General features: G+C 69.4%; 23 protein-coding genes. 14 read left to right on the top strand and 9 right to left on the bottom strand.

Going from position 1 to position 25,416, the window contains the following annotated elements; genetic code table 11:
• The first annotated feature begins 170 nt into the window (after positions 1-170).
• Positions 171-1,580, top strand: a complete 1,410-nt coding sequence (gene glnA, locus ACIO3O_RS29995; RefSeq protein ID WP_401751296.1) for a type I glutamate--ammonia ligase — start codon at positions 171-173, stop codon at positions 1,578-1,580.
• Between the two features lie 271 nt (positions 1,581-1,851).
• Entirely contained in the window at positions 1,852-3,888 is a 2,037-nt protein-coding gene (locus ACIO3O_RS29990; protein WP_401751294.1) for a hypothetical protein, read from the top strand.
• A 499-nt stretch (positions 3,889-4,387) separates the two neighbouring features.
• Here the strand turns inward: ACIO3O_RS29990 and ACIO3O_RS29985 are convergent, their stop codons facing one another.
• The 3 genes from ACIO3O_RS29985 to ACIO3O_RS29975 form a co-directional block, all read right to left on the bottom strand.
• Entirely contained in the window at positions 4,388-5,983 is a 1,596-nt protein-coding gene (locus ACIO3O_RS29985; RefSeq protein ID WP_401751292.1) for a hypothetical protein, read from the bottom strand.
• A gap of 112 nt (positions 5,984-6,095) precedes the next feature.
• Positions 6,096-7,079: a hypothetical protein gene (locus tag ACIO3O_RS29980; RefSeq protein ID WP_401751290.1), complete on the bottom strand. Its 984-nt coding sequence runs from the start codon at positions 7,077-7,079 to the stop codon at positions 6,096-6,098.
• A gap of 440 nt (positions 7,080-7,519) precedes the next feature.
• Entirely contained in the window at positions 7,520-7,822 is a 303-nt protein-coding gene (locus ACIO3O_RS29975; protein ID WP_401751288.1) for a hypothetical protein, read from the bottom strand.
• 124 nt (positions 7,823-7,946) lie between these two features.
• Between ACIO3O_RS29975 and ACIO3O_RS29970 the strand changes: the two genes are divergently transcribed.
• A complete protein-coding gene (locus ACIO3O_RS29970) occupies positions 7,947-8,315 on the top strand; it encodes an ArsC/Spx/MgsR family protein (protein ID WP_401751286.1) in 369 nt (122 codons plus the stop codon).
• 3 nt (positions 8,316-8,318) lie between these two features.
• On the opposite strand, the gene ACIO3O_RS29965 is transcribed toward ACIO3O_RS29970, so the two are convergent.
• Positions 8,319-9,275 (bottom strand): Gfo/Idh/MocA family protein, encoded by a 957-nt coding sequence (locus ACIO3O_RS29965; RefSeq protein WP_401751284.1) that lies wholly within the window; start codon positions 9,273-9,275, stop codon positions 8,319-8,321.
• A gap of 251 nt (positions 9,276-9,526) precedes the next feature.
• On the opposite strand from ACIO3O_RS29965, the gene glnII reads away from it, so the two are divergent.
• The 8 genes from glnII to ACIO3O_RS29925 all read left to right on the top strand — a co-directional run bounded on the left by glnII (position 9,527) and on the right by ACIO3O_RS29925 (position 17,335).
• Positions 9,527-10,546, top strand: a complete 1,020-nt coding sequence (gene glnII, locus ACIO3O_RS29960; protein WP_401751282.1) for a glutamine synthetase — start codon at positions 9,527-9,529, stop codon at positions 10,544-10,546.
• Positions 10,547-10,645: 99 nt separating this feature from the next.
• On the top strand, positions 10,646-11,623 hold the full coding sequence (locus ACIO3O_RS29955; RefSeq protein WP_401751280.1) for a DUF6891 domain-containing protein: 978 nt from the start codon (positions 10,646-10,648) through the stop codon (positions 11,621-11,623).
• Positions 11,624-11,698: 75 nt separating this feature from the next.
• Positions 11,699-11,821, top strand: coding sequence for a hypothetical protein (locus ACIO3O_RS29950; protein WP_401751278.1), 123 nt, complete (start codon positions 11,699-11,701; stop codon positions 11,819-11,821).
• A 125-nt stretch (positions 11,822-11,946) separates the two neighbouring features.
• On the top strand, positions 11,947-12,621 hold the full coding sequence (locus ACIO3O_RS29945) for a winged helix-turn-helix domain-containing protein (protein WP_401751276.1): 675 nt from the start codon (positions 11,947-11,949) through the stop codon (positions 12,619-12,621).
• A 124-nt stretch (positions 12,622-12,745) separates the two neighbouring features.
• On the top strand, positions 12,746-14,017 hold the full coding sequence (locus ACIO3O_RS29940; RefSeq protein ID WP_401751275.1) for a sensor histidine kinase: 1,272 nt from the start codon (positions 12,746-12,748) through the stop codon (positions 14,015-14,017).
• Positions 14,018-14,055: 38 nt separating this feature from the next.
• Positions 14,056-14,646 (top strand): LuxR C-terminal-related transcriptional regulator, encoded by a 591-nt coding sequence (locus ACIO3O_RS29935; RefSeq protein WP_401751537.1) that lies wholly within the window; start codon positions 14,056-14,058, stop codon positions 14,644-14,646.
• Between the two features lie 269 nt (positions 14,647-14,915).
• Positions 14,916-15,680, top strand: a complete 765-nt coding sequence (locus tag ACIO3O_RS29930; RefSeq protein ID WP_401751273.1) for a trypsin-like serine peptidase — start codon at positions 14,916-14,918, stop codon at positions 15,678-15,680.
• 152 nt (positions 15,681-15,832) lie between these two features.
• On the top strand, positions 15,833-17,335 hold the full coding sequence (locus ACIO3O_RS29925; RefSeq protein WP_401751272.1) for a DUF1996 domain-containing protein: 1,503 nt from the start codon (positions 15,833-15,835) through the stop codon (positions 17,333-17,335).
• Positions 17,336-17,422: 87 nt separating this feature from the next.
• Here ACIO3O_RS29925 and ACIO3O_RS29920 read toward each other — a convergent pair whose 3' ends face one another.
• Positions 17,423-17,833, bottom strand: coding sequence for a hypothetical protein (locus ACIO3O_RS29920; RefSeq protein ID WP_401751270.1), 411 nt, complete (start codon positions 17,831-17,833; stop codon positions 17,423-17,425).
• Between the two features lie 89 nt (positions 17,834-17,922).
• Between ACIO3O_RS29920 and ACIO3O_RS29915 the strand changes: the two genes are divergently transcribed.
• The 3 genes from ACIO3O_RS29915 (at position 17,923) to ACIO3O_RS29905 (ending at position 20,507) form a co-directional block, all read left to right on the top strand.
• Positions 17,923-18,516 carry a rhomboid-like protein gene (locus ACIO3O_RS29915; RefSeq protein ID WP_401751268.1) on the top strand — a complete coding sequence of 198 codons (594 nt, stop codon included), beginning with the start codon at positions 17,923-17,925 and terminating at the stop codon, positions 18,514-18,516.
• A gap of 67 nt (positions 18,517-18,583) precedes the next feature.
• Positions 18,584-19,405, top strand: coding sequence for a tyrosine-protein phosphatase (locus ACIO3O_RS29910; protein WP_401751267.1), 822 nt, complete (start codon positions 18,584-18,586; stop codon positions 19,403-19,405).
• 391 nt (positions 19,406-19,796) lie between these two features.
• On the top strand, positions 19,797-20,507 hold the full coding sequence (locus ACIO3O_RS29905; RefSeq protein ID WP_401751265.1) for a DUF4230 domain-containing protein: 711 nt from the start codon (positions 19,797-19,799) through the stop codon (positions 20,505-20,507).
• On the opposite strand, the gene ACIO3O_RS29900 is transcribed toward ACIO3O_RS29905, so the two are convergent.
• The 4 genes from ACIO3O_RS29900 to ACIO3O_RS29885 form a co-directional block, all read right to left on the bottom strand.
• Positions 20,508-21,242 (bottom strand): TetR/AcrR family transcriptional regulator, encoded by a 735-nt coding sequence (locus tag ACIO3O_RS29900; protein WP_401751263.1) that lies wholly within the window; start codon positions 21,240-21,242, stop codon positions 20,508-20,510.
• Between the two features lie 83 nt (positions 21,243-21,325).
• Positions 21,326-22,414: a PDR/VanB family oxidoreductase gene (locus ACIO3O_RS29895; protein WP_401751261.1), complete on the bottom strand. Its 1,089-nt coding sequence runs from the start codon at positions 22,412-22,414 to the stop codon at positions 21,326-21,328.
• Between the two features lie 3 nt (positions 22,415-22,417).
• The gene (locus ACIO3O_RS29890; RefSeq protein ID WP_401751259.1) at positions 22,418-23,332 is read right to left on the bottom strand and encodes a metal-dependent hydrolase; all 915 of its coding nucleotides are present in this window, start codon (positions 23,330-23,332) and stop codon (positions 22,418-22,420) included.
• Between the two features lie 89 nt (positions 23,333-23,421).
• On the bottom strand, positions 23,422-25,377 hold the full coding sequence (locus tag ACIO3O_RS29885; protein ID WP_401751258.1) for a hypothetical protein: 1,956 nt from the start codon (positions 25,375-25,377) through the stop codon (positions 23,422-23,424).
• Positions 25,378-25,416: the final 39 nt, after the last annotated feature.

Raw genomic sequence — 25,416 nt, 5'->3', positions numbered from 1 at the left:
GGGAGCGGTGGAGCCTGCTGGTTAACTTGGGCGAAACAAATGGGTCATGCTGGAGAAATCCCGTCTGCCTATGGTCGACGCCAGCGTGCGCCACCGCACTGGCCCGCATGAAGAACCCGCAGAAGACGCGGCAACCCCGTCCGGCCCCGGGCGGGAGTAGGAGGAGCTGGATGTTCGGGAACGCCGACGAAGCCAAGAAGTTCATCGCGGACAACGACGTGAAGTTCGTCGACGTCAGGTTCTGCGACCTGCCGGGTGTGATGCAGCACTTCACGATCCCCGCCGCGGCCTTCGACCCGGACGAGGAGCTGGCGTTCGACGGCTCGTCCATCCGCGGCTTCCAGGCCATCCACGAGTCCGACATGGCGCTGCGCGCGGACCTGTCGACGGCGCGGATCGACCCCTTCCGCCGCGACAAGACGCTGAACATCAACTTCTTCATCCACGACCCGATCACGGGCGAGCAGTACAGCCGTGACCCGCGCAACGTCGCCAAGAAGGCGGAGGCGTACCTCGCTTCCACCGGCTTCGCGGACACCGCGTACTTCGGTCCCGAGGCCGAGTTCTACGTCTTCGACAACGTCCGCTTCCAGACGTCGGCGAACGAGAGCTTCTACCACATCGACTCCGAGGCGGGCGCCTGGAACACCGGTGCGGTCGAGAACAACCGCGGTTACAAGGTCCGTTACAAGGGTGGTTACTTCCCCACTCCCCCGGTCGACCACTTCGCCGACCTGCGTGCCGAGATCTCCCTGGAGCTGGACAAGAACGGCCTCCAGGTCGAGCGCCAGCACCACGAGGTCGGCACGGCCGGCCAGGCCGAGATCAACTACAAGTTCAACACGCTGCTCGCCGCGGCCGACGACCTGATGCTCTTCAAGTACGTCGTGAAGAACGTCGCCTGGAAGAACGGCAAGACCGCGACCTTCATGCCGAAGCCGATCTTCGGCGACAACGGCTCGGGCATGCACGTCCACCAGTCGCTGTGGCAGGGCGGCGTCCCGCTCTTCTACGACGAGCAGGGTTACGCCGGTCTCTCGGACATGGCCCGCTACTACATCGGCGGCATCCTCAAGCACGCCCCCTCCCTCCTCGCCTTCACCAACCCGACGGTGAACTCCTACCACCGCCTGGTCCCGGGCTTCGAGGCGCCGGTCAACATGGTGTACTCGCAGCGCAACCGCTCCGCCGCGATGCGCATCCCGATCACGGGCTCCAACCCGAAGGCCAAGCGCGTCGAGTTCCGCGCCCCGGACCCGTCGTCGAACCCGTACCTCGCCTTCGCGGCCCTGCTGATGGCCGGTCTCGACGGCGTGAAGAACAAGATCGAGCCCCCGGAGCCGATCGACAAGGACCTCTACGAGCTGGCTCCCGAGGAGCACGCCAACGTCCAGCAGGTCCCGACCTCCCTCCCGGCCGTCCTGGACGCCCTGGAGGCCGACCACGAGTACCTTCTCGCCGGCGGTGTCTTCACCCCCGACCTGATCGAGACGTGGATCGACTACAAGCGCACGCAGGAGATCGCCCCGATCCAGCTGCGCCCGCACCCGCACGAGTTCGAGCTGTACTTCGACCTCTAAAAATCAGCTCCGGGTGACCCGGGAGGGTACCTGGGAACATGCGTTGACATGCGACGACTCTGCTCAGCAGTGCTCGCTGATACCACTTGGTTTCCGCCCGCGCGTGTACTGCTCGGTCGATTCACCGACATAGCGCCAGCAACAGTGAGGCCGTCACTCTCATCGGAGTGGCGGCCTTGCTCTGCGTGCGTCCCGTGCCGACGCTGGCCACCTGCGAGCCATCAAGGAAATGAGCGAGCTTCATCCCAGGATCCGGTGGCATTCTGTGTTGGTGGACACAGTCTTCCCCGACCAACTGGGTACGGTCGAACGAGAATCCCGGGCCGCTGTGCAAGCGCTGATCGGACGTCTGAAGCTCACGGCACCGCATGTGCAGCCGCCGGAGCAACAGGACGTTGCTTTCATACCGGTGACCCGCGCGCAATGGAAGTCCGTGCTGAAGGACGCCGACCTGCCCAGGCTTCAGCAGGAAACCGACGACACGGCGATGGAAATCCTGCTCCTGCGGACCGCCTCCGGCGCGACGGTCGGGAAGCGACTTCCAGAGTTGTTGCAGCGTCTCAGCACCTCAGTTGTCGCCCTTAGCTCCGTGGCAGTTGAGGTATCCCGGTTCAGCCCTTCCCGTACCAGCGCGGCTGAGCGACGGTTGGCTGCTGACCTGGCGCAGGCAAATCAACGCGAGGTCCAGGCGTTGTTCGCCTGCCTCAACCAAGGGTGGCTAGAGGCCGCCTGGGCTCCGGTACAGAGGCATGCTCAAGCGGCCCAAGCAATTGCGCGGGCTCTGGAGACTGCAACCAGGAATTATCATCAGGCCGACGCTCCCAACGAGGACACATACCGACGAGCGCTCGGGCTGTCGGCCGAGGAAGTGGGTTGCGGCTCGGGTGTAGCGGTACGAGCTCGTTTGCTGGCCGCCTGGGCGAAGGATCCAAAGAAGCTCGTCCGTCGGCTACGCCGGAGCCTGAGCCATCTGATCGACGACTCCATACCGCTGACAGTGAAACTGCTCAATCACCTAGCAGCCCTCGCACTGTCCGACCGTCCCTTGGAGGCGCACCGCGCCACACTCCTGTCGCGTGATCTGGTGGCGTCCCATCTGAAGTTGGAACCAGCACTTACGTGTGCGGTGATTGCACGGCACAGCAGTCAAGAACGGGAGTTGCTGTCCTCCCACCGCGGGCAGATCGCCTACCACCATGCCTACAACCGGGCGGAGCACCAGGAAGAGAAGGCGCGTGCGGTCTTGGACATGTATCGGGCTGCGCTGGAAGGTGACGTCAAGCGGACAGCCACAGTGGTCTTGGAGCTGCTGGGCCGGACGCTGCCGCAAGGAGCCTCTCTCTCAACCATTCGGGACCTACTCGTGGCCGAGGGGACACAGCCGCTATGCAGAATGATCGCTTCCACGATCCGATCTGATTGGCGTAACGCGAACGCACATGAGGACTTCCGCTGGGACCCCATCGACGGCACGCTCCTCGTGGGCGACCAACCCACTGACCTACAGACAGTGCTGGACGCTGTCATCCGAGCCCGTACCATCTGCCATGGGTTCGAGCACGGAGTCGCCGTGGCCTACGGACAGAACGCTTCCTTGATCAATGGGGGGGTGATGGAGACGACCTACGTCAGCCGAGACCTCGCCATACTTCAAGCTGCTGGAGAGGTGAGATTCTCGGTACTGGACATTCGACGCCATGGCAGTCTCGTACGCTTGGACGTTCCCGATCTCTCTATCAAGGACTTGCGAGAGGCATTCCGCGCCATTCTGAGGGGCTCCATAGCTGACCCCGGCGTCGAGCGCTGGGAGTTGCGGCAATCCTCACGGGACCTGCCGCCACTGTGCGTGGACAGCACGGGAACACGCGTCGGGCTCCGGCTCTCAGAATCCCTGTGGGATAGCGTCGATCCTCTACCGTTCGCCGAACTCCCCCTCCTGGCAAACGCCATGACCAATGCAGAAGAATCGGCCGAAATTGCAGCATCATCGATTCTCTCTCTGGCTGCAGCCCATGTAGTTGGAGAGCGCGAACGCCTGTCGCGTGCCCTTGCACACGGGGATCCAGCCGCCAAAGAGGAGTTGATCAGCACCGCTAAGCTGATCAGCAGCGGCGCCGAGGCTGCAGCCGACTTGCTTGAGAAGCGAACCCGACGCAAGTTGCTGGCCTTTGCCGAAGTTCTCGCCGGAGAGTGCCACCGTCTGGAAAATGCTGCCCCCAGGTACCTCACCCGCGGCTTCATACCTGCCGATCGGACTCTGCGCAGGCACATACCTCGCCTGCCGTGGATCGCAGAGGTCGAAGGCTGATCCAGTACCCGAAAGTGTTGATCAGGACCCGTGGTCTCCTGATGCGATCTGGATCAGGCGCCGACTGCAGGTGTTCGACGAGACGACCGTCAACTTGGTCCTCACACACCTCACGTCGATCCCGGCCGTGGCAGTGGACGACGACTTGACCGCCGAGAACCCTTGCAAGGCTGGGTCGGTGAAGCGCATGAAGCAGCGACGGTCAAAGAAGGTTGCGAAGGACGTACCGCTGTCATGCCAGCGAACAGACGCCCTGCGCTCCCATCTGCGCGAGCGGTACCAGCCGACTGCGACCGGGGCTGGACATCGGGCAGTGCGAGATCTTCGGGCTCAGCCCCAAGGACGCCAACTGGCTACAGAAGGGCGAGGTCGGCTGCTCTGAGCAGGAGTGAGGCCGCCCCCACCGAGGCGGCGGCCTCACTTCTTCTACGGCTTCTCGCGAGCGGGACACGATCCGTGGTCGAAGTCTATTGAAGAAGAAACATCGAAAAGCAGCACCTCAATCCCGTTCAGGGCAGTGGCTCTGGCCATCATTCACTGCATATGTCGAGACCTCTACCGAGAGCACCGAGATCACTGGATCCGGACCATCTTCGACACGAGCGCGCACTGCGTCCCATAGGTAGAGGACCGTGCCGTCTGTGCTGAAAGTGAACAACGGGCGATCAACGGGGAGCGGCCCGTTGTGCACAGAGGGCTTTCCCTTGAGCCGCTGTACACACACCCTCTTGCCTTGGATACCGAAGTAGGGATCCGGTGCTTTCGCTTCCACTACGTCACGGCCCGCGCGGTGGGCGGCTTCGGAGGTCCGGTTCATGAATGCAAGACCTCCCGTGGTGAAGAGCAAGACAGCGCCCCCTGCGGACACAACACTAACGATGCGCTTCTCCCAGGCCCAGTGGAAGTGCCGGGCCCAGCCATAGAGGGACATGGGCGGCATGAGCAGCGCCACACAGCCAAGCGTGGGATACACCGCAGATGCCCCGGTCCAATAAATTGGAATAGAAACCGAGTCCGCAGGGATTCCGAAGACATCCTCCATGTATAGAAACTGAAGAAATGATCCGACGAACGGCAGGACTAATGGAATTGGCAGAAAAGCTGCTGTGATCAAACTGACGGCGTGCCGGCTGATCCAAGTCTGCCGAATGGCGAACCAGCAGCCTCGCGGTACGAACCACAGCAAGGCCAGACAGGCGAATGTGAGCAGAATGCTTCTCACCTGCGCAGCAACGCCGTTGGGGTTCTGCTGGTGCCACATATACCCAGGCATTGCGCCGCTGGACAAGATCAAGATCCCGGTCAGCCAGCGCAGGAGCCAGAGACGACGCTGATTGCTCGTATACCAGTTGCCAACGAACCACGCGGCCCCTGCGAGTGGCGCAAACATGGCCAGCTGGCCCAGCAAGGAACGGTCGTACGCGAGCCAGCCATAGAACATGAGCAGGAGTACCAGAGCAAGGCGGAGTGCTATACCTCGACGGCCGTGCCACCAAGGGTTCCCGTCGCCCTCCGTCTCGTTGACCTTGGGCCCCACGCTCTTGCGCACACCGTGAAACAGCGCGTCAAACGCGAAGCCCCCAATCCGCTGTCCCTTAAGTAGCTCGTAGACCTCCGCCTCTTCAACCGCAGGGGCAACGTCGATGGTGCGCTGCTCGTCGGCGAATCCGGACTGAGTACACAGCGAAGCCAACCAACCGAATCCGCGCTTGTTCTCCCAGCGCGACCTCCGGAAGACTCGCCACGTAACCAACGGCTCGGGTTTCCGGGGAGGGATGAAGGCCCCTCCCACGATGGTTGTGGACACGTGTTTTCCCACAACCTCCAAGAGGCGCTGGCGGGCGCCGACCTCGGCACCCCTGCTCGAGCCCGAAAGTCGCACTTCGACGACGTATCCGACTTGGTCCTCCGGCCGCCCGGGATCCTGCTGACCAGCAACTCGGATAGCCCAGCCTTGCTGTTCGCACAGCCATTTCGCGAGCAACTGGTCATGCTCACGCCTCGGAGTTCGAAAGACCAGCTCAACCCGCTCATCGAAATCCGAAATCGGTAGAGCTACTTCTGGCTCGTCGACGGCTACTTCGCTTCGAGGCATTCCGGTATGGGTACCACCCAGCGTCCCTAGAAGCGGATCGCGCCCGCCACATACCCCGCCACAAAAAGTGTCGCCTCGTGGCGGCGCGGACGACAGGGGACCGCGCGGCTGGCTACCCCGCATGCCCTGCCCCATTCTCCACGTCATCCATGTGGACGACCATATCGGGAATTTCCATGTGGCTCATCAGAGCCCTGACAGACACCTGATAACTCCGTCCGGATGAATTCACCGGAAGAGGAAGGTCTCCGTCTCTGAGCATTCGATATGCGGCAGACTCAGCAATCCCCATGACTTTTGCCGCATCACGCAGGCCAATGAATTTTGGATAGAAATCCGATACGTAGTAATATCGCTCCACTCCATCGACCCAGACTCTCGTCGCTACTCCACTTTTCAAAACCCTCTGTGAAATTTCAGGGTGAAGTCCGTCACGGATTTTCTGGTGGAACGACGTCATTTCTTCACCGTACCCCATCTTCCGTAGGAGAGCACCGAATCGTTCACCACGAATCTGCTCTGCAACAACCGGATCCCGCACGTCGGCATCATTTACGACGACCGAATTCCTCATAGTGAAAGAAAAAGAATCCTCCACCGACGAGGGGAAATCATCCATAGCGTCAAAGGGCTGCTCTCCCCCATCCACCTTAGCTCTCTTGTGGGCGAGATTGTAAGCACTCTTAATTACGTAATGACGCACACCGCCTGGCGGACATCCATGCCCCGTTTCAATCCACGCAAGCAGCACGGCCTCGAACATATCCGAGAGAACATCTTCAAGATCCGTACCAAAATCACGCGAAATATTTCGCGAGCGCCGACGGAGAACGGGTGAAAGGCAGTCAATAAAGGCCATTTTCCACGTATCGTCATCGCCCATTTCAGCCAGCCTTCCCATGGCGATGAGCGCCTCCCACCGCTTAGAGCGCTTCCCCTTCCTCCGAACGAGATCGTCCATCATCTCGCTACGGAAACTTGAGTACCCCGGGTGCCTCCGGACAGTGCATTCCAGCACATCCCCTGTGTGCACACAGACCGCAGCACCCGCAAACATCTCGAGAACATACTTTTCTGCACAGGCGAACACATCCACGCCGATCCGACCTCCATGTTGTGATCCTCACTGGATTTCGAGGAGATCTTGGCGCGATACCATTCCTCTGAATCCTGAATTTCGAGGAAAGCCCTTTTAGGGTGAACCCTGTTTGCCGATTCGGTCGAACTGCTGTCCCGGTACGGGTCGTTCGATGCGTACCTGAAGGAGGCGCGGCAGGCGCACCTGGTCGGGGCGGGCCAGGACGCGCAGGTGAAGGTTCTGGAGGGGGCCAGGGCTTCAGCCACCCGGCGGCGGAGGTGCTGCACATACGGATACGGCTGAAGACGGGACTGGTCTACGGCGGCCCGCTGGTACCCCGACGGAGAGGAGCGAACGGCGGCGGGGTGCCACCTGGGGCCCCTTCCGGCCCGGGCGACACCCCGCCTGTACCCACCGGAGCCCGATGTGCGGCTCCGGCACCTCATCGCGGCCCCCTGTCAGCCCATTTCGTCGCGGATGAGCTCGCGGACCAACCTGCACGTCGTGTTCGACGGCGGGTGGATGCCCACGCGGGCGGCCGTGTCGCGGATTTTGCGGTTGGTGGCCTTTTCCGGGACGTAGATGCCCGTGTCCATCAGGGCTATCGCCAGGCGCATGGCCTTCAGGCGGCGGTTGTGGGAGATGTACCACTCGCGCGGACGGCCGGCCGGGAGGGGCTTCTTCCGGAGGGGCTTGGGCGGGGTGGTCTTCGGCTTGTGCGGGCGGGCGTTGGTCATCAGTGCGGCAGCGGTCACGGGCATCCTCCTGAGGCGTTCACGGACCCTCTCGGACGCTTCCCATTTTACTGGGCACCACTGACAATCGGCCCTGGCCAGAGGGGGTTTGGGGCCGGGAGGCGGGTGGGGTTGGGGGTAACTTTGGGGCATGGAGATCTGGATCAATCCCGCGTGTTCCAAGTGCCGGTCGGCCGTGCGGCTGCTGGATGAGGAAGGGGCGTCGTACACCGTGCGGCGCTACCTCGACGACGTACCGGAGGAAGGGGAGATCAGGGAGGTGCTGGAGCGGCTCGGGCTGGAGCCGTGGGACATCACCCGCACCCAGGAGGCCGAGGCGAAGGAGCTCGGGGTGAAGGAGTGGCCGAGGGAGGCGGATGCGCGGGAGCGGTGGATCGCGGCGCTCGCCGCGCATCCGAAGCTGATCCAGCGGCCGATCATCACGGCGGACGACGGCACTGCCGTGGTGGGGCGGACGGAGGAGGCCGTGCGGGACGCGTTGGGGCGCCGGGGGCAGTAGCGGTCAGGGCTTGGCGGGGAGGGCGGCTTCGGCCTGGGCGAGGAGTTCGGTGACGCGCAGGCCGAAGCGGGCGTCGCAGGGGTGCGGGGTGTTCGTGCGGACGGCGTCCAGGAGGGCGTCGGTGGCCGCGGTGAAGGAGTCGGTGGCCGGGCCCCAGTGGGCGGGGAGGGTGTGGACGCCGGTGCTGCCGCGCAGCTCGATGTCGACGCCCGCGGCTTCCTGCGGGGCACTCAGGCTGAGGGTCGTGACGCTGGAGGCGCCCGAGGTGTGGCGCAGCGTGAGGTGGACGGTGTCGGCGGGGCCGGGGGCCGCCGTGAGGTCCGTGACGTCGCCCAGGGTCGGCAGGAGTACGGACAGGGCGTGCGGGCCCACGTCCCACAGGGCGCCCTTCTCGCCGCGCCACGGGGAGGCGGCGTACGGGCTGTCGGAGCCCGGCGAGAAGAGCGCGCCGAGCCAGTGCGCGCGGGCGGTGAACCAGCCTTCGGCGGCGGCCTGTTCGGCGATCCAGGGGGCGACGCCGGCGGCGAAGCGGAGGGTGAAGAAGACGACGGAGGCGACGCCGTTCGCCTCGGCCGCCTCGGCGACCTCGCGGGCGCCCTCGGGGGTCGTGGCGACCGGCTTGTCGAGGAGGAGGTGACAGCCCGCCCGCGCGGCCCGGACCGCGAGGGGGGCCTGCACGTCCGGGGGCAGGGCGACGGCGACCGCGTCGCAGTCGGCGAGGAGGGCGTCCAGGTCCTCGTACGCGGTGGTGGCGTGGGTACGGGCCAGGGCTTCGGCCGCTTCGGGGCGGCGGCCCCAGACGCCCTGGAGGTGGACGCCGGGGTGGGCGGCGAGGGCGGGCGCGTGGGTACGGGCGGCCCAGGGGCCCGTACCGAGGAGGCCGACGCGGAGGGGGGTGGTGGGGGCGGTCGTGGGGGTGGAAGTGGGGGTGGGGGTGGGTGTGGGGGTGGGTGTCGTCATGGGGTCCAGTCTGCATGGCCGGTACGGGGGCGGGCCCTTCCGGTGGGCGGGGCCTGCGGCACGTGGTGCGACGCAGGTCACGCCGGTGGGGAGGGGTGGTAACACGGGGTTCACATTCGGGCAATGGGAGGGAAATCGCGGGTTGCCAGGCTGCCGACCATCACCGCAGCAGCACGGGGCCGCACCCGCCACCGCCGCACCGGTGGCAGACCCGCAGCCGCGCAGAAGCAGAACCCGTAAAGGATGGCGTCGTGACGTTCAAGGCCGAGTACATCTGGATCGACGGCACCGAGCCGACCGCGAAGCTCCGCTCGAAGACGAAGATCCTGAGCGACGGGGCGGCGCTGCCGATCTGGGGTTTTGACGGGTCGAGCACCAACCAGGCCCAGGGGCACGCGTCCGACCTCGTGCTGAACCCGGTGTTCTCCTGTCCGGACCCGATCCGCGGCGGCAACGACATCCTCGTCATGTGCGAGGTGCTGAACATCGACATGACCCCGCACCCCTCCAACATGCGCGCCGAACTGCGGCCGCTGGCGGAGCAGTTCGAGGGGCAGAAGCCGATCTTCGGGATCGAGCAGGAGTACACCTTCTTCGAGGGCGAGCGCCCCCTCGGCTTCCCGGCGGGCGGCTTCCCGGCCGCGCAGGGCGGCTACTACTGCGGTGTCGGCGCGGACGAGATCTTCGGGCGGGAGATCGTGGAGAAGCACCTCGACCACTGCCTGGCGGCGGGGCTGGGGATCTCCGGGATCAACGCCGAGGTCATGCCGGGGCAGTGGGAGTTCCAGGTGGGGCCGCTGTCCCCGCTGGAGGTCTCCGACCAGCTGTGGATCGCCCGCTGGCTGCTCTACCGCACCGCCGAGGACTTCGGCGTCTCCGCCACCCTGGACCCCAAGCCCGTCAAGGGCGACTGGAACGGTGCGGGCGCGCACACCAACTTCTCCACCAAGGCGATGCGCGAGGGCTACGACGCGATCATCACCGCGTGCGAGTCGCTGGGTGAGGGGTCGAAGCCGATGGACCACGTCAAGAACTACGGCGCGGGCATCGACGACCGGCTGACCGGCCTGCACGAGACCGCGCCGTGGAACGAGTACAGCTACGGGGTCTCCGACCGTGGTGCGTCGGTGCGGATTCCCTGGCAGGTCGCGCAGGAGAAGAAGGGGTACATCGAGGACCGGCGGCCGAACGCCAACGTCGACCCGTACGTCGTCACCCGGCTGATCGTCGAGACCTGCTGCACCGCGCTGGAGAAGGCCGGACAGGTCTGATCCGCCGACAGGCAGTGCGCGAGGGGGTGTTCACCGGAGGCGTCCGGTGAACACCCCCTCGGCGCGTGCGTTGTCAGTGCCGTGTGCCACTCTCGACCCATGTCCGACATCCTCGACATCACCGTCACGACCGGGTCCGCCGCCGAACCGGTCGCCGAGCACGTCACCGCCGACGCGCTCACCGCGCTCGTGCACCGCATCGGCGGGGACGGCGACCGCTTCCTGGTGATCCGACGGATACCGGCGGACCCGGACAGGTACGTGCAGGTGCGGCACGCGCACGGCGGGGCGTACGAGGTCGAGCACCGGGACGGCGGGCCCCCGCGGCACTTCGCCGCGACCCTGAGCGGGCCGGAGGCCGTCGCGGCGGTCCTGACCGGCTGGGCGCGCGGGGCGGCGGACGACTGGGACGCGGGAGTGGACTGGGAGGCGCAGCACCGAGGGAAGGGGCAGCACCGAGGGGAGCGGCAGGGCCGAGGGGAGGGGCAGGACCACACGCCTCCCCCGGCCGAGCCGATACCCGACCTGCCGCCGGAACTGGCCGAGGCCGTCGAGCGGTACGTCGCCGAGCTGGTCGACTGCGGGTACCTGGGCCGCGTCGAGGTCGCCCGGGCCGTGCAGGACACGTACAGCGGCGAGGCCTCGTACCCGCAGACCTGGCGGGTGGTGGACCGGCTGTGGTCCGCCCGGCTCGCCGAGCAGCGGCAGTGGCGGGGGCGGACGGACCCCGAGCGGATCACCGAGGCGTTCGGGGTGCTGGAGGGCCGGGGCATCACCGCCCGCGAGCACTTCGCGTGCTGCCGTGCCTGCGGGCTCGCCGAGATCGGGGCCCAGGCGGCGAAGGACGCGCGGGGCTTTGTGTTCTTCCCCACGCAGGGCACGGCCGTCGCGGCGTCCGGCGGCGGACTCTCCCTGCACCACGGCGGGTTCGTGACCTCCCCACAGGTGACGGCGGCGGTCGGCCGGGAGGTCGTGGCAGCACTGGCCGCAGCGGGCCTGGTGGCGCAGTGGGACGGTTCGCCCGACACCTCGATCCTGCTGCCCGAACTGCACTGGCGCAGACGGCTGGTGGGGTGAGCGGCCGACCTGTGAAGACGGTGCGGAGCAGTCGTGGGGCTCCACCCCCTGGCGTGCTCATGCTTCAATAGGCACATGACCGGCTTCCAGAACCCCACCGCTACAGGTCGTTTCGACCTGGAGCCGTTCTGGCCTTCCCGTCAGCACCACGACTTCGACCGGGTCTGTTGTCGCGCGACGAACGCGCGGCCCCTCTAAAGCCGTTACGCACCGGGTGACCGGTCCCGTACGGCCTTCGGTCCGCGCGCACTTCCCGAGGTAAGCACCACACCGCCGCGCGGCTCTCCGCGGCGGTCTCCTCCGCGCGAAAGAGCTGACCTGCCATGGCGAACTCCCGCATCACCCCCCGTACGTACTCCGCTTCCTCCGCCGCGTCCTCGGTGACCGCGAACCTGGTCCAGCGGCGCGGCGTCCACGAACCCTTGCGCCCCTCGGGGCACCGGCTGCGGGCCGTGGACCGCGACGAGGTGGCCGTGGCCGCCGCCCCGATCCGCCCCGCCTACGACGTCGCCGACTACCTTCCGCCGGGGGCCACCTGGCTGCCGGCGCCGCAGCACACCCTGCCCGCGCTGCCGGGCCGCCCGCCGATGGTGGGCTACCTGGTCCTCGTACCGGCCGACCAGAACCCCGTACAGCCCCCTTCCGTGCCGCCGGTGCTGGTCGCCGAGCAGGAGCGCCAGGAGGCGCCCGCGTACGGGCCGGTGCGGGACGTGCAGCACGGGGCCGTGCGGATCGACGGATCGCGGCGGATCGTGGAGGTCGAGGGGCGGGTCCTGGACCTGACGTACCTGGAGTTCGAGCTGCTCGCGCACCTGGTGGCGCACCCCCACCGGGTGCACACGCGCGACCAGTTGGTGACCACGGTGTGGGGGTACGGTCACGTCGGCGACGGCCGCACGGTGGACGTGCACATCGCCCGGCTGCGCCGCAAGCTGGGCGCGGAGCACCGGCGGAGCATCCAGACGGTGCGCCGGGTGGGCTACAAGTACGCGCCGTGAGACCGGTGGTGGTGCTGGGTACACCCCCCTTCGGGTGCGGGGCCCAGTGACCTCGTCCCTCTCCGCCAGGGAGACTGTGGGTGCACTCGGCGCACGGGCCGCCGGCGGAGAGGGACAGACCACCATGAATGCCACGAAGATACGTGCGTCCGTCGTCGCGGGGTGCCGCGGCCTCGGACTGGCCGTCTCCACCGTCGTCGTCTCGGGCCTCTACTTCTGCCTGACGCTGCTCTCACTGGCACTCATCGTGATCGGTGTCGGGGTGTTCACCACTCCCCCGGTCCTGCAGGCGGTCCGGGTGTGGGCCAACCGGCGGCGGGCGCTGGCGGGCGACTGGTCGGACGTACGGATCGCCGTGCCCTACCGGCCGCTGCCCGCCGACCCGCGCACCGGGATCATCGGGCAGGTGGAGCTGGTCACGCACCTGCTCAAGGACCCGGCGACCTGGCGGGACTTCCAGTGGCTGTTCCTGGACATGATCGCCGGGTTCCTCACGGCGGTGTTCCCCGCGCTGCTGCTCTGGTACCCCCTCGAAGCGGTCGTGCTGGCGTGCGGGCTGTGGCTGGTCTTCCGAAACGATCCGTACTGGTACGCCTTCATCCCCGTCGACAGCCTGGGCAGCGCGCTGCTCGCCGTGCTGCTCGGTGCGGTGATCCTGGCCGTCGGGCTGGTCTTCAACCCCGTGCTGCTGCGCGCCCACTTCCGCTTCTGCCAGTTCTTCCTGGCGCCGACCAAGGAGGCCACGCTCGCCCAGCGGGTGGAGAAGCTGACCGAGACCCGGCACGACGCGCTGGACACCTCGGCGGCCGAACTGCGGCGCATCGAGCGGGACCTGCACGACGGCGCGCAGGCCCGCCTGGTCGCGATGGGCATGAACCTGGGCACCATCGAGGCGTTGATCGAGAAGGACCCGGCGCAGGCGAAGAAGCTGCTCGGCATGGCGCGCGCGTCGTCCGCCGAGGCACTGACCGAACTGCGCGACCTGGTACGGGGCATCCACCCGCCGGTGCTGGCCGAGCGCGGTCTGGGCGACGCGGTACGGGCGCTGGCGCTGCGCCTGCCTCTCGCCACCGAGGTCGAGGTGGACCTGCCGGGGCGGGCGGACGCTCCGGTCGAGTCGGCGGCGTACTTCGCGATCAGCGAGGTGCTCACCAACGCGGTCAAGCACTCCGGTGCGGACCGCATCTGGATCGACCTGCACGGCACCCAGGGCATGCTGCGCGCCTCGGTCACCGACAACGGGCGCGGCGGGGCCCGGGTCGGGGCGGGCTCGGGGCTGAGCGGGGTGGAGCGCCGACTCGGTACATTCGACGGTGTTCTGGCCGTCAGCAGTCCCGCGGGCGGTCCCACCATGGTGACCATGGAGATCCCTTGCCAAGCCTTCGCGTCCTGCTAGCCGAAGACCTCTTCCTGCTCCGCGACGGCCTGGTCAGGATGCTCGAAGCGTTCGACTTCGAGGTCCTGGCCGCCGTCGAGACCGGACCCGAACTGACCCGCGCCTTCGCGGAGTTGGAGCCGGACGTCGCCGTCGTCGACGTCCGGCTCCCGCCGTCCCACACCGACGAGGGCCTCCAGTGCGCGCTGGCGGCGCGGCGGGCGAAGCCGGGGCTGCCGGTGCTGGTGCTCTCGCAGCACGTGGAGCAGTTGTACGCCCGGGAGCTGCTCGCGGACGGCAACGGGGGCATCGGGTACCTGCTGAAGGACCGGGTTTTCGACGCGGAACAGTTCGTGGACGCGGTGCGCCGGGTGGCGGCGGGCGGTACCGCGATGGACCCGCAGGTCATCCAGCAGCTGCTGTCGCGGCGGGCGCAGGACAGACCGATAGCCCAGCTCACGCCCCGCGAGAAGGAGGTGATGGAGCTGATGGCACAGGGCAGGTCGAACGCGGCGATCGCGGCGCAGCTCTTCGTGACGGAGCGGGCGGTCGCCAAGCACACGTCGAACATCTTCGGGAAGCTGGATCTGACGGTGTCGGACGACGACAACAGGCGGGTACTGGCGGTACTGGCCTACCTGGACCGGTAGGGGTGGGTGCGGCCGGTGGCGGGCGGGCCCGGGGCCGGTGACGGGCGGGCGCGGGGCCGGTGACGGGCGGGCCCGGGGCCGGTGACGGGCGGGCGCGGGGGCCGGGGCTGTCGGGTTGCTGTGAATCGGGTCGCTTCTGCGGGCTCCACCGCGTAACCACGACATTCTCGGGACACATGCATAACCTGTCAGCGCGTGGCCGGATGCGAGTGGGCGAGGAGATTGCCGACGTGGGTGAGCGATGGAAGTCGAGATCGCGGGGTGTCGCCGTGGCAGCGAGTCTGGCCATGATGACGCTGGTCAGCGCGTGCGGCGGGCCCGTCGCCTCGGCGCCGAGGCTGGAGCCCGGGACCTCTCCCGTACCGCAGAAATCGGCCGCGGTCATCGACTACCCGCCGTTCATCGGGGTCCTCGTCGACGGCGAGGAGCACTGGTGCACGGCCAGCGTCGTGGACAGCCCCCGGGGCAACATCGTGGCCACCGCCGCGCACTGTGTGAACCAGGACGACGGCGCGGAGCCGCGGGAGATCTCCTTCGCGCCCGGGTTCTCCGGCGAGGGCGTCGGCAAGCAGCCGTACGGGGCCTGGAAGGTGCGTTCCGTACAGGTCGACGACCGGTGGCAGGAGCAGGAGGACGATCCGTACGACTTCGCGTTCCTGGCGTTGGAGCCGGACGCGCAGGGGCGCAACGTGCAGGAGGTCGTGGGGGCCGCCGCGCTCGACTGGGAGTCGGGCCCCGACCGGCAGGTGACCGTGGTCGGCTACCCGGAGTCCGACCACAACCCCGACAACCGCCCCGTCACCTGCACCACCGACAGCCGCGCCGACAAGGACCTCCCCGGCATGGTCCGCATGGAGTGCGCGGGCTTCTGGAACGGCACCAGCGGCAGCCCCTGGCTGACCGACTACCGGGGGCCGGACCGCCCCGGCAGGCTGATCGCCGTGCTGAGCGGCGGTGACACGGACGCGGAGTCGACGGCGGCGCTCTTCGGGTCTCCGGCGAGGGCGCTTTATCAGCGGGCGCTCAAGGCGTGAGGGCACTTCGCGGTAATACGTGATCGTCGGTGGATTCCGCCGAATTCGCGGGACGGGTGGGGAACGATTGAACGCGTCGTTCCCCGCGTACGTATGGGACTTCGCCCGGCCGTAGCGCGGCGCGAAGATCGCACATCCCCCGAAGGAATCCCATGGGCAAGACATCACGCCTGAAACAGCACAAGCGTTCCCCTCTGGCAAAGAGGGCGATGGCGGCGAGCGCCGCACTCGTTCTCGGCGGAGGCGGATTGATCGCCCTGAATGTGCACGCCTCCGCGACGGAGGAACCACCCGCATTACCGTCGGCCGCCGGCCCGCGCACGGGGACGATCAATTGCCCCGACGTGTCGAGCGCGCTTCCCGAGGTGCCGCAGGGGGCCCGGCAGGAGGTCGACCGGGACCTGGCGGACATGGACAGCCGACTCACGGAGGCGTACCGGAAGTTCGCCGAGGCGGGCAGCGGTGCGGACCAGGAGGCCGTCCTGGGCTCGCTGAAGGAGCAGCGGGCGGCGTCGCTGACACGGATCGCGGACGCGGTCGAGCGCCGGTCGGAGGCGGACCGGCCGCAGGGCCTGGACGGTCTGGCGGAGTGCACGATGCAGGGCACCGAGGGCTCCGGCGGGTCCTCGAAGGGCACGGAACCCTCGCAGGGTACGGAGCCCTCGAAGGACGCCCCGCAGGAGAGCGCACCCGACGGGAGCCGGCAAAGCGACGCCTCCGACGGGGCCAAGCCCGGCGACGCGCCCGACGGAACCGCCCCCCGGCAGGGGAACGGCCCGGACCGCTCCGACTTCGCCGACATCCGCTCCGTACGCCCCAACGCTCCGCAGGTGCGCAATCGGCGCGGGGCCTCCAGGGGCACCTTCAGCACCTTCTGCGGGCGCAACGAAAACGGCAAATTCAATCCCGACAACGTCATCGTCGCTCCCGGCGTGAGCAATGGCGCCCACCACATGCACGATTACGTCGGAAATCAGGCGACGGACGCTTTCGCGAGTGACGACGTTCTGGCGTCCGGGCGGACGACCTGCCGGAATCCCGGCGATCGCTCGACCTACTACTGGCCCGTCCTTCGGCTTCAGAACGGAAAGGCGGAGGACGACGCGAACGCGGACGGCGGCGGAAAGGACCAGAACACCGGAGAGATCCAGACGCCACGACAGGTCACCCTCGATTTCGTCGGGAATCCGACGGGGAAGGTGACGGCGATGCCGCGCTTCCTGCGGATCATCACCGGGGACGCGAAGGCGTTCACCAACGGCACGACGCATGCGAATGCGTCGTGGAGCTGTACAGGATTCGAGAATCGACAACTGAAGGACAAATACCCGATCTGCCCGCGCGGCAGCCAGGTCGTGCGGACCTTCCGCTTCCAGAGCTGCTGGGACGGGCGGAACGCGGACAGCGCCAACCACCGCACGCATGTGGCGTTCGCGCGGGAGGACGGGTCGTGCGGGCTGGGGTTCAAGCCGATTCCGCAGTTGGTGCAGCGGGTGGTGTACGGGGTGCCGCGGGGGGCGGGGTTCGCGGTGGACTCCTTCCCGGAGCAGCTGCACAAGCCGGTGACCGATCACGGGGACTTCATCAATGTGTTTGACGAGGGGGTGATGGGGCGGATGGTGCGGTGCATCAACGAGGGGCAGAAGTGCCGCTGAGGGGACGGTGGGGTGCGGGGTGCGTCGCGGGCAGGGCGCACCCCGCACCCTTGCGCGGGCCCCGGGCCCCGGGCCCCGGGCCCCGGGCTACGAGGTGTGAGACCCGTGAGCCCCGTGGCCTCCGGCGGCGGGCGATGTGTGCAGGGTTCCGCCCAGGTGGGTGCGGAGGGCCGTGAGGGTGGGCGGGTCGGCGACGGCGATCCAGCGCCGGGCCACCAGGTACGTACCGCCGTAGTCGTCGGCCTGGTCGAGCCACTCCGCCCGCCCCCGGTCGGTGGCGAAGGTCGCCAGGACGTAACGGGACGTCCCCGTACCGCAGTTGGCCTGGCGGATCTCCGCCGCGTCCAGGTCGACGTCCGGCACGCACCCCGCCCGGGCCGCGATCTCCTCCAGGGTCCCGGTGGCCTCGGCGGGCGGGGAGGGCGCCCCGCACCCGGTCAGCCCGGGCAGGAGCCCGAGCAGGAACCCGCCCACCACAGCAGCCGTTCGCTTGCGCATCCGCCCATCGTGGCCCGCCCACCGTGATCGGCGAGGCCGAACGCCCACTTCTGACACGCCCGTTAACCAACGTGCGCGATCATGCCCCCATGCACCTCTCGGACCTCCCCGTCCTCGCCCCCGCCTACGTCGGCGGCGTACAGCTCGGCGCGCACGCCGCGCTGCGGCACCTGCCCGAGCCCGGCCCGCGCCACGACTTCCTGCGCTCCTGCTCCACCAACGTCGACCAGCTCGAAGCGGGCCGCTGGGAGACCCTGCTGACCAGCGCGCTCGTCGTCGAGGAGCCCATGCCGCTGCCGTACGCGCTGCTGCTGCTCGCGGTCCTGGGGTACGCCGAGTACGCGTACGGGGCCTGGTGGGCGGCCGGGGTCTTCCTGCTCGGCCACACCGCCGCCACCCTCCTGGTGTACGGAGGCCTGCGGGCGACCGGCGCGGACGCGGCGACGCGCTCGGCGGTGGACGTGGGCGCGAGCTACGGCTTCAACACCGTCCTGGGCGCGCTGACGGCGGCCGTGCCGCGCGGTCCGCTGCGGCTGGCGGCCCGGGCGGGACTGCTCGTCCTCGGCGCGCGCCCGCTGCTCAACAAGGACCGCCCCACCTTCACCGACGTCGGCCACTTCGCGGCGCTCGCGCTGGGCATCGGGCTGGGATCGGCGCTGGCCGGGGGCCGTCGAGCCGCCTGAGCGGGGGCCACGTACGGTGGCTGAAAACACCTCGTCAGCCCCGTGCACCCTCAGGAGCGCCACCCCCATGACCGCACTCGCCTCCACCACCGTCGCCAACCTCCGCGACCTCGGCGGTCTCCCGCTCGCCGACGGCCGCACCGTCCGCCCGGGCCTGGTACTGCGGGCCGGGCAGCTGGACCGGCTGGACCCGGCGACGGACCCCGTGGTGGCGGCGCTCGGCATCGAGACGATCGTGGACTTCCGCAGTGCGGCCGAGCGCGCGGACTACCCGGACCGGGTCCCGGCCGGAACCCGCCTGGTGGTCGCGGACGCGCTGGCCGACACGATCGCGGCGGCGACGGCGCACGGGGACGCGGCGGACAAGCCGGCGGCGGCGCAGCTGAAGAACGTCCTGTCCGACCCGGCGGTGGCCGAGGAGCACCTGGGCGGGGGCCGCGCCCAGGCCCTGTTCCAGGACACCTACCGGGCCCTGGTCTCCTCCGACTCCGCCCGCGCCGCCTACCGCGCCTTCCTCCTCGAACTCACCGCTCCCGACGCGGGCCCCCTGCTCTTCCACTGCACGGCGGGCAAGGACCGGACGGGGTGGGCGGCGACGATCGTGCTGACCCTGCTGGGGGCTGCGCCGGAGACGGTGGAGTCGGAGTACCTGGCGGTGAACCCGGCGGTTCGGGCGGCCTTCGAGCCGATGATCGCGGGCTTCGTCGCGAAGGGGGGCGACCCGGAGATCGCGCAGGCCATCATCGGGGTGGTGCCGGAGTATCTGCGGGCGGCGCTGGCGGAGGTCGACGCGAGGTACGGCTCGATGGACGCGTACGTCCGGGACGGCCTGGGCATTCCGGACGAGGCGGTGTCCCGCCTGCGGGCCCGCCTGACGCGGGAGGCGTAGCCGGTACGGGGATGTGCCGGGCCCCCTCGGACGGGCGTCCGGCACAGAACCTGGCCGGAGGCTCCCGGTCCTGGCCGGGATCCAGGTGCGGCCAGGGACCGGAACCGGGGCGGACCCGGATCGGGCGGGCCGCCCCCTTGCCCGCCCGTCCCGCCCCCGGGGGGCGGCCCCGCCGCCCAAGGGGGCTGGGGGGGGTAGGGGGCGGCTTCGCCGCCGGGGATATGGCTGCCCGGAGGGCATGCCATCCAGGGGCGCGGGGAACTGCGCGACCAGCCACGACGCACCCGCACGGAACAGGGCCCGACCGCAGCCACCCGATGCGCCCCTCCCGATCCCCACCCCGCTGCGCGGTGACCGCGTAAACCGCCCCCTCACCGGGCACCCGCCCCCTATGGACCGCACCGACGCGCCCCCGGGGCCCGGGGACACCGAGAGTCCCCGGGCAGCAGCCCCCGCCCCCGTGCACCCCCGCCGCATCCCCCTCTGGATCAAGATCCCCGGTGTCCTGCTCGCGCTGGTCGCCGTTCTCCTCCTCGGCACCCGGCTCTTCCTCATCCCCGGCCTCGGCGACCTCTTCGGCACCGAGACCAAGGACCGCACCGGGCCCGCCGTCCTCAAGTCCCTCCAGGACATGAGCAGTTACGAGGCCGCCGCAGGCAACTTCCAGGTGGTGGTCGACCTGGAGAAGGACGCCAAGTTCCTGCCCGACGCCATCCGGGGCACCCGCACCCTGTACGTCGGCGCGGGCACCGTCGGCGCGAGCGTCGCCCTGGGCGGGCTCGGCAAGAACGACGTCACCGTCAACGAGGACCGCACCGCCGCCACCATCCGGCTCCCCCGCGCCACCCTGGGCAAGCCCGCCCTGGACCCCGACCGTTCCTACGCCGTGTCCAAGCAGCGCGGCCTCCTGGACCGGCTCGGCGACTTCTTCTCCGACAACCCGAACGACGAGCAGGCCGTCCACAAGCTGGCCGCGCAGCGCATCGGCGAGGCCGCCAAGGAGAGCGGACTGACCGCCCGCGCCGAGAAGAACACCACAAGCATGCTCCAGGGCCTGCTGCGCTCCCTCGGCTTCAAGGACGTCACGGTCACCTACAAGTGACTACGCCCCGGCGGCGGGACCCCGCTGCCCCGGCACCCCCGGAAGCGCCCCGACCAGCCCCACCAGCCGCCCCACCAGCTCCCCGAACGGCCCGTCCTCCGGTTCGTCGGCCAGTATCCGCAGGACGATCTGCGCCGTCGCGGCGTCGTACGCCGCACTGACCGCCATCAGCGCGGCGAAATCGTGGACGAGCTGCAACTCCAGCTCCGCACGCGGGATTTCCCGCCCGTCGAGCCACAGAAGCGCCGTCGATTCGGCGAGCGAGACCCAGGACCGTACGACCAGGGCGAGCCGGGCGGGCGGGTCGCCGACCCCCAGGTGGTCGAGGATCTGCTCGTACGCGGCCTGCCGGACCTCGTCGATCATCGCGTTCGTGGTCGAGGAGCCGACCGCGGGCCCGCCGCGCATCAGCGCGGAGAAGCCGGGCCCGTGCTCGTCCACGAACCCGAAGAAGCGGCTCATGACCCTCAACAGCCGTGCGCCGAGGGGACCTTCGTGCGGTTCGGCGAAGCGGGCGGCCAGTTCGTCGGCGGCGCGCCGCAGGGCGGCCTCGTACAGGCTCTGTTTGCCGGGGAAGTAGTGGTAGACGAGCGGCCGGGAGATTCCCGCGGCGGCGGCTATCTCGTCGATCGAGACCTCGTCGGGCGAGCGATGGCTGAACAACTCCAGCGCCACGCCGATCAGTTGCTGCCTGCGCTCTTCGACGCCCATCCTGCGGCGCACCCCGGTCGTCATCCCCCCAGCCTAACCTTCACCCCTCTCCCGGGGGCACCCCAGGGGCCGGTACGGATCTTCGCCCGGCCCCTCCCCGGCGCCCGCTACAGGTCCAGGACCAGCCGCTCTCCCGCCGCCCGGGATACACAGATCAGCAGCGAGTCGTCCCGCTCGGAGTCCGTCAGCAGCTCGTCCCGGTGGTCGATCTCGCCCTCGATGACCCGCTGCTGGCAGGTCCCGCAAAAGCCCTGCTCACAGGAGTACGAGACGTTGGGCACGACCGGTTTCAGCGCCGCGAGCACGGACTGGTCCGCCGCCACCCGCACCACTTCCCCGCTCCTCCTCAGCTCCACCTCGAACGCTCCGGAGCCTCCGGCGCCCGCGCCCGGCGCGAAGCGTTCGACGTGCAACGAGCAGTGCTCCGGCAGCGATCCCTCCACCGCCCCCAGGAGCCCCTCGGGGCCGCACGCGTACACGGCCGTCCCCTGCGGCACATCCGCCCACAGTGCGGCGAGGTCCGGCAGCCCGTCCTCGTCCTCGGCGACGATGCGCACCCGCTGCGCGGAGACGCCCAGCTTCTCGACCTCTTCCAGGAACGGCATCGTGGCCCGGCTGCGCCCGCCGTACAGCAGCCGCCAGTCCGCGCCCGCCGCGTCCGCCGCCCGCAGCATGGGCAGCAGCGGGGTGATCCCGATGCCGCCCGCCACGAAGACGTACGACGCACAGTCGATGAGCGCGAACCGGTTGCGGGGCCCGCGCACCTCCAGCTCCGAGCCCTCGTGGATCTGCTCGTGCACCTCGCGCGAGCCGCCCCGGCCGCCCATCTCCTGGGTGATCATGCGGGTGGCGACGGTGTACGAGGCGCGGTCGGCCGGGTCGCCGCAGAGCGAGTACTGCCGTACCAGACCCGACGGCAGCACCAGGTCCAGGTGCGCCCCCGGCTCCCAGCGCGGCAGGTCACCGGCGTCCATGGCCTCCAGATGCAGCTGTACGACGCCCTCGGCGGGCTCGCTGCGCCCGCTGACCAGGACCCGGGTCGCCCCGGACGGCCTCCGCTGCCCCGATATGGGCTCCTCCAGCGCGGGCATGGGCCACAGCGGCGACTCCTGGACGCGGCCGCGCAGGGCGCGCCGGGCGACGACGGCGAGCGAGGCGGCACCGGCCGCGATCAGGTACGTACGGGCGCGGGGCATGGGTCAGGAACCTCCGGAGGTGCGGGCCTCTGCGGCGAGTGCGGCGGGGGACGAGGCGAGGTAGGCGACGGCCTGGGCGGTGCTGCCCTCCTGGGAGGGGTGGTAACCGCGGCTCAGGTAGCGGGGGATGGACTTCGCCATGGCCCCGGCCGACGGCAGCAGGCCGCGGCGTCCGTCCCGGACGAAGTCGGCGACGCGGGCCCGGCCCGTACCGCCCAGCGACGGGTCGTTCTCCATGAAGAAGCGGGCGCCGCGCTGCCACAGGAAGACCAGGGCGGTGAACGCGGTGGCCCAGGTGCGGGCCCGGCGGGCGTAACCGCCGTCGACGTGCTGGAACAACTCGAAGGCCACCGACCGGTGTTCGACCTCCTCGGCCCCGTGCCAGCGCAGCAGGTCGAGCATGGTCGGGTCGGCGCCGCGCCGGTCGAGTTCGTCGGCGTTGAGTATCCAGTCGCCGAGGAAGGCGGTGTAGTGCTCGATGGCCGCGATGATCGCGATGCGTTCGATCAGCCACCACCGGCGCGGCTTCCCGGGCGGCAGCGTCCGGTCGCCGAGGAGTTTCTCGAAGAGCCAGTCGACCTGTGCGGTGTACGGAGTGGGGTCGAGCCCCTGTGCCTTGAGGTGCGGCAGGACGTCGTCGTGGGCCTGGGAGTGCATGGCCTCCTGGCCGATGAACCCGATGACGTCCTTGCGCAGCCGGTCATCGGTGATCAGCGGCAGCGCCTGCTTGTAGACGTGCACGAACCACCGCTCCCCCGCCGGGAGCAGCAGGTGCAGGACGTTGATGGTGTGCGTGGCGAACGGCTGGCCGGGGAGCCAGTGGAGCGGGGTGTCCGCCCAGTCGAAGGACACGTTGCGGGCCTTCAGCGGCGTCCACTCCGACGCCACCGGGGCCGGCCCCTGCTGCGTATTAGACATGGCGTCAATGTACTGACGGGTACGACCTTGGCAACAGGTCTGTGCGGCCAGAACTTTGACGCCATGCGTTCACGCCGTGCGTCGGCCCCCTACCTGAGGGAGGAGATCTTCGTGCCGTCCGCCAGCTTCCCGGTGAGCTGTGCCTGTGCCCCCTGCTTGGCGGGGACGGCCAGCACGTTGCCGTCGGCGGACCCCTCGACCCCGCCGCTCACGGCCACCGAGGCGACGGCCTCGTCGCCCGCCGCCAGCAGGTACCACTTGTCGGTCTTGGACTTCCACAGCACCCCGGCGAGCACCTGGGGGTCCTTGGCCCCGCACGCGGCGGAGTCCTCGGACTTCGCGGCGGTCGCCCCGGGCGACGCGTGCCCGGTGGCCGGGGGCAGGAACTGGGCGAACACCCGGCTGCCGCCGCCCTGCCAGGTCTCGGCCCTCGTGCACGCCCACTGCGCGGTGCCGCCGCCCTCGGGCAGGTTCTGGGAGGCGTACGACCACACGTTGACGCTGCGCACGCCGTGCGAGCGCAGGGTGGGCAGCCGGCATGCGGTACGGGCCCAACTCGCACGGTCCGCGGCCGACTTCACGTCTCCGGCGGACTGCGGGGCACCGGCGGTGAGCCGGGCCGGGACGAGTTCGCCGAGGTCGGTGAGGGTGCGCACGCCGGTGGTGTCGCGGACCTCCACGGCGTCCCAGGAGGTGCAGTCCCGGGCCATGGAGGACGCGGCCACCGGGCCGGTGACGCCGTCGGGTCCGCGCTTGAGGGCGCGGGGTGCGGCAGCCGGGTCGAGGAGGTTGCGGACGGAGGTGCGGTCGGCCCAGGGGGCGGTGAGGAAGCGCACCGTGGTGTCGGTCCGCGAGACGACCACGGCGTTGGCGCCTGCCTCGTTCGCGCCGTCGACGCGGGCGAAGTCGAGGACCGGGCTCGCGCCGCCGTCGAGGGGTTCGGCGTAGCGCACGAGCCGCAGCCCGTCGTACAGGACGACGACGCGCGCCCCGTCGACCTCTCCCGCGTACAGCAGTTGGGGAGCGCCTGCGGCGGGTCCGGCCGGGGTGTCGGGGGTGGCGGAGACGCGGACGCTGTTCTCGGGGGCGGCCCAGGTGGCGAGGGCGCGGCGGAGCAGGGCGCTGTCGTCGGTGAGGGAGCCGCGGACGGGCCAGGCGGAGAAGTCGGTGCGGTCGGCGGTCTTCCACGCCCCGGCCGCCGCGATGGTCAACTGCGCCGGATCGAGGGACTCTTCGGCGGCCAGGTTCCGTACGGACGAACCGCTCTCGCCGGACCCGCCGAGCACGATCGCGCCCACCACCAGCGCGGCGAGGGCGGCGACGCCGATACGGGTGTGCTGGCGGCGGCGCATGAGGTCGGTGGGGCGGGCCTGGAGTGAACAGGGGTCGAACTCGGCGGACTCAAGGAGCGGCGAGGGCTCGACCGTGTCGGCCTCCGCGAGCGCGGTGTCCGGGTCGGCGGCCCCGGCGGCGGTGAGCACGCTCCGTACTCCCGCGTCGTCCAGCTTCTCCAGACCGCGCAGCACGTACGCGGCGCGACCGGCCCCGGTCAGGGCGGCGAGCCGTTGGTCCAGGGCGAGTTCGTCGGCGCCGCCGGACTTGGGGAAGAGCCGTACGCCCCACACCTGGGGCAGCACGGGCGGCAGCTGGGCCCGCTTCGGCCAGGCCTTGCGCAGCAGCGGCGGTTCGGCCTCCAGCGCCTGCCGCAGCACCTGCTGCCGTACGAACGCGTGCCCGCTCCCGGTGCGCTCGCCCTCGGGCCTGCGGGGGCCGGGAATCGCGGCGACGACCTGGGGCGTACGGCCGGAGCGGCCGCGCGGGAGGGAGCGCTGGACGAGGGAGTGGGCGGTCAGGACCCGGCGGTTGCGCCCCAGGTGCGGGGGGAGCACCAGGTAGGCGAGCCGGACGAGTCTCGGGTAGTGCTCGACGAGAGCGGCCTCGGCCTGCTCCACGCCGACGGCGACGGTGGGGTCGGCCGGGGGTGTGGCGGCGGGGGCGTCGGTGGGCTTGCGGGGGCGGCTGAGGACATCTTGGGGGCGGCGCACATTACGCAGAACGAGCGATTCGTGGGATGGTCACCCACG

Source organism: Streptomyces sp. NPDC087440 (genome assembly GCF_044744005.1).
Classification (GTDB): domain Bacteria; phylum Actinomycetota; class Actinomycetes; order Streptomycetales; family Streptomycetaceae; genus Streptomyces.
This window is presented reverse-complemented; position numbering and strand designations above follow the sequence as displayed.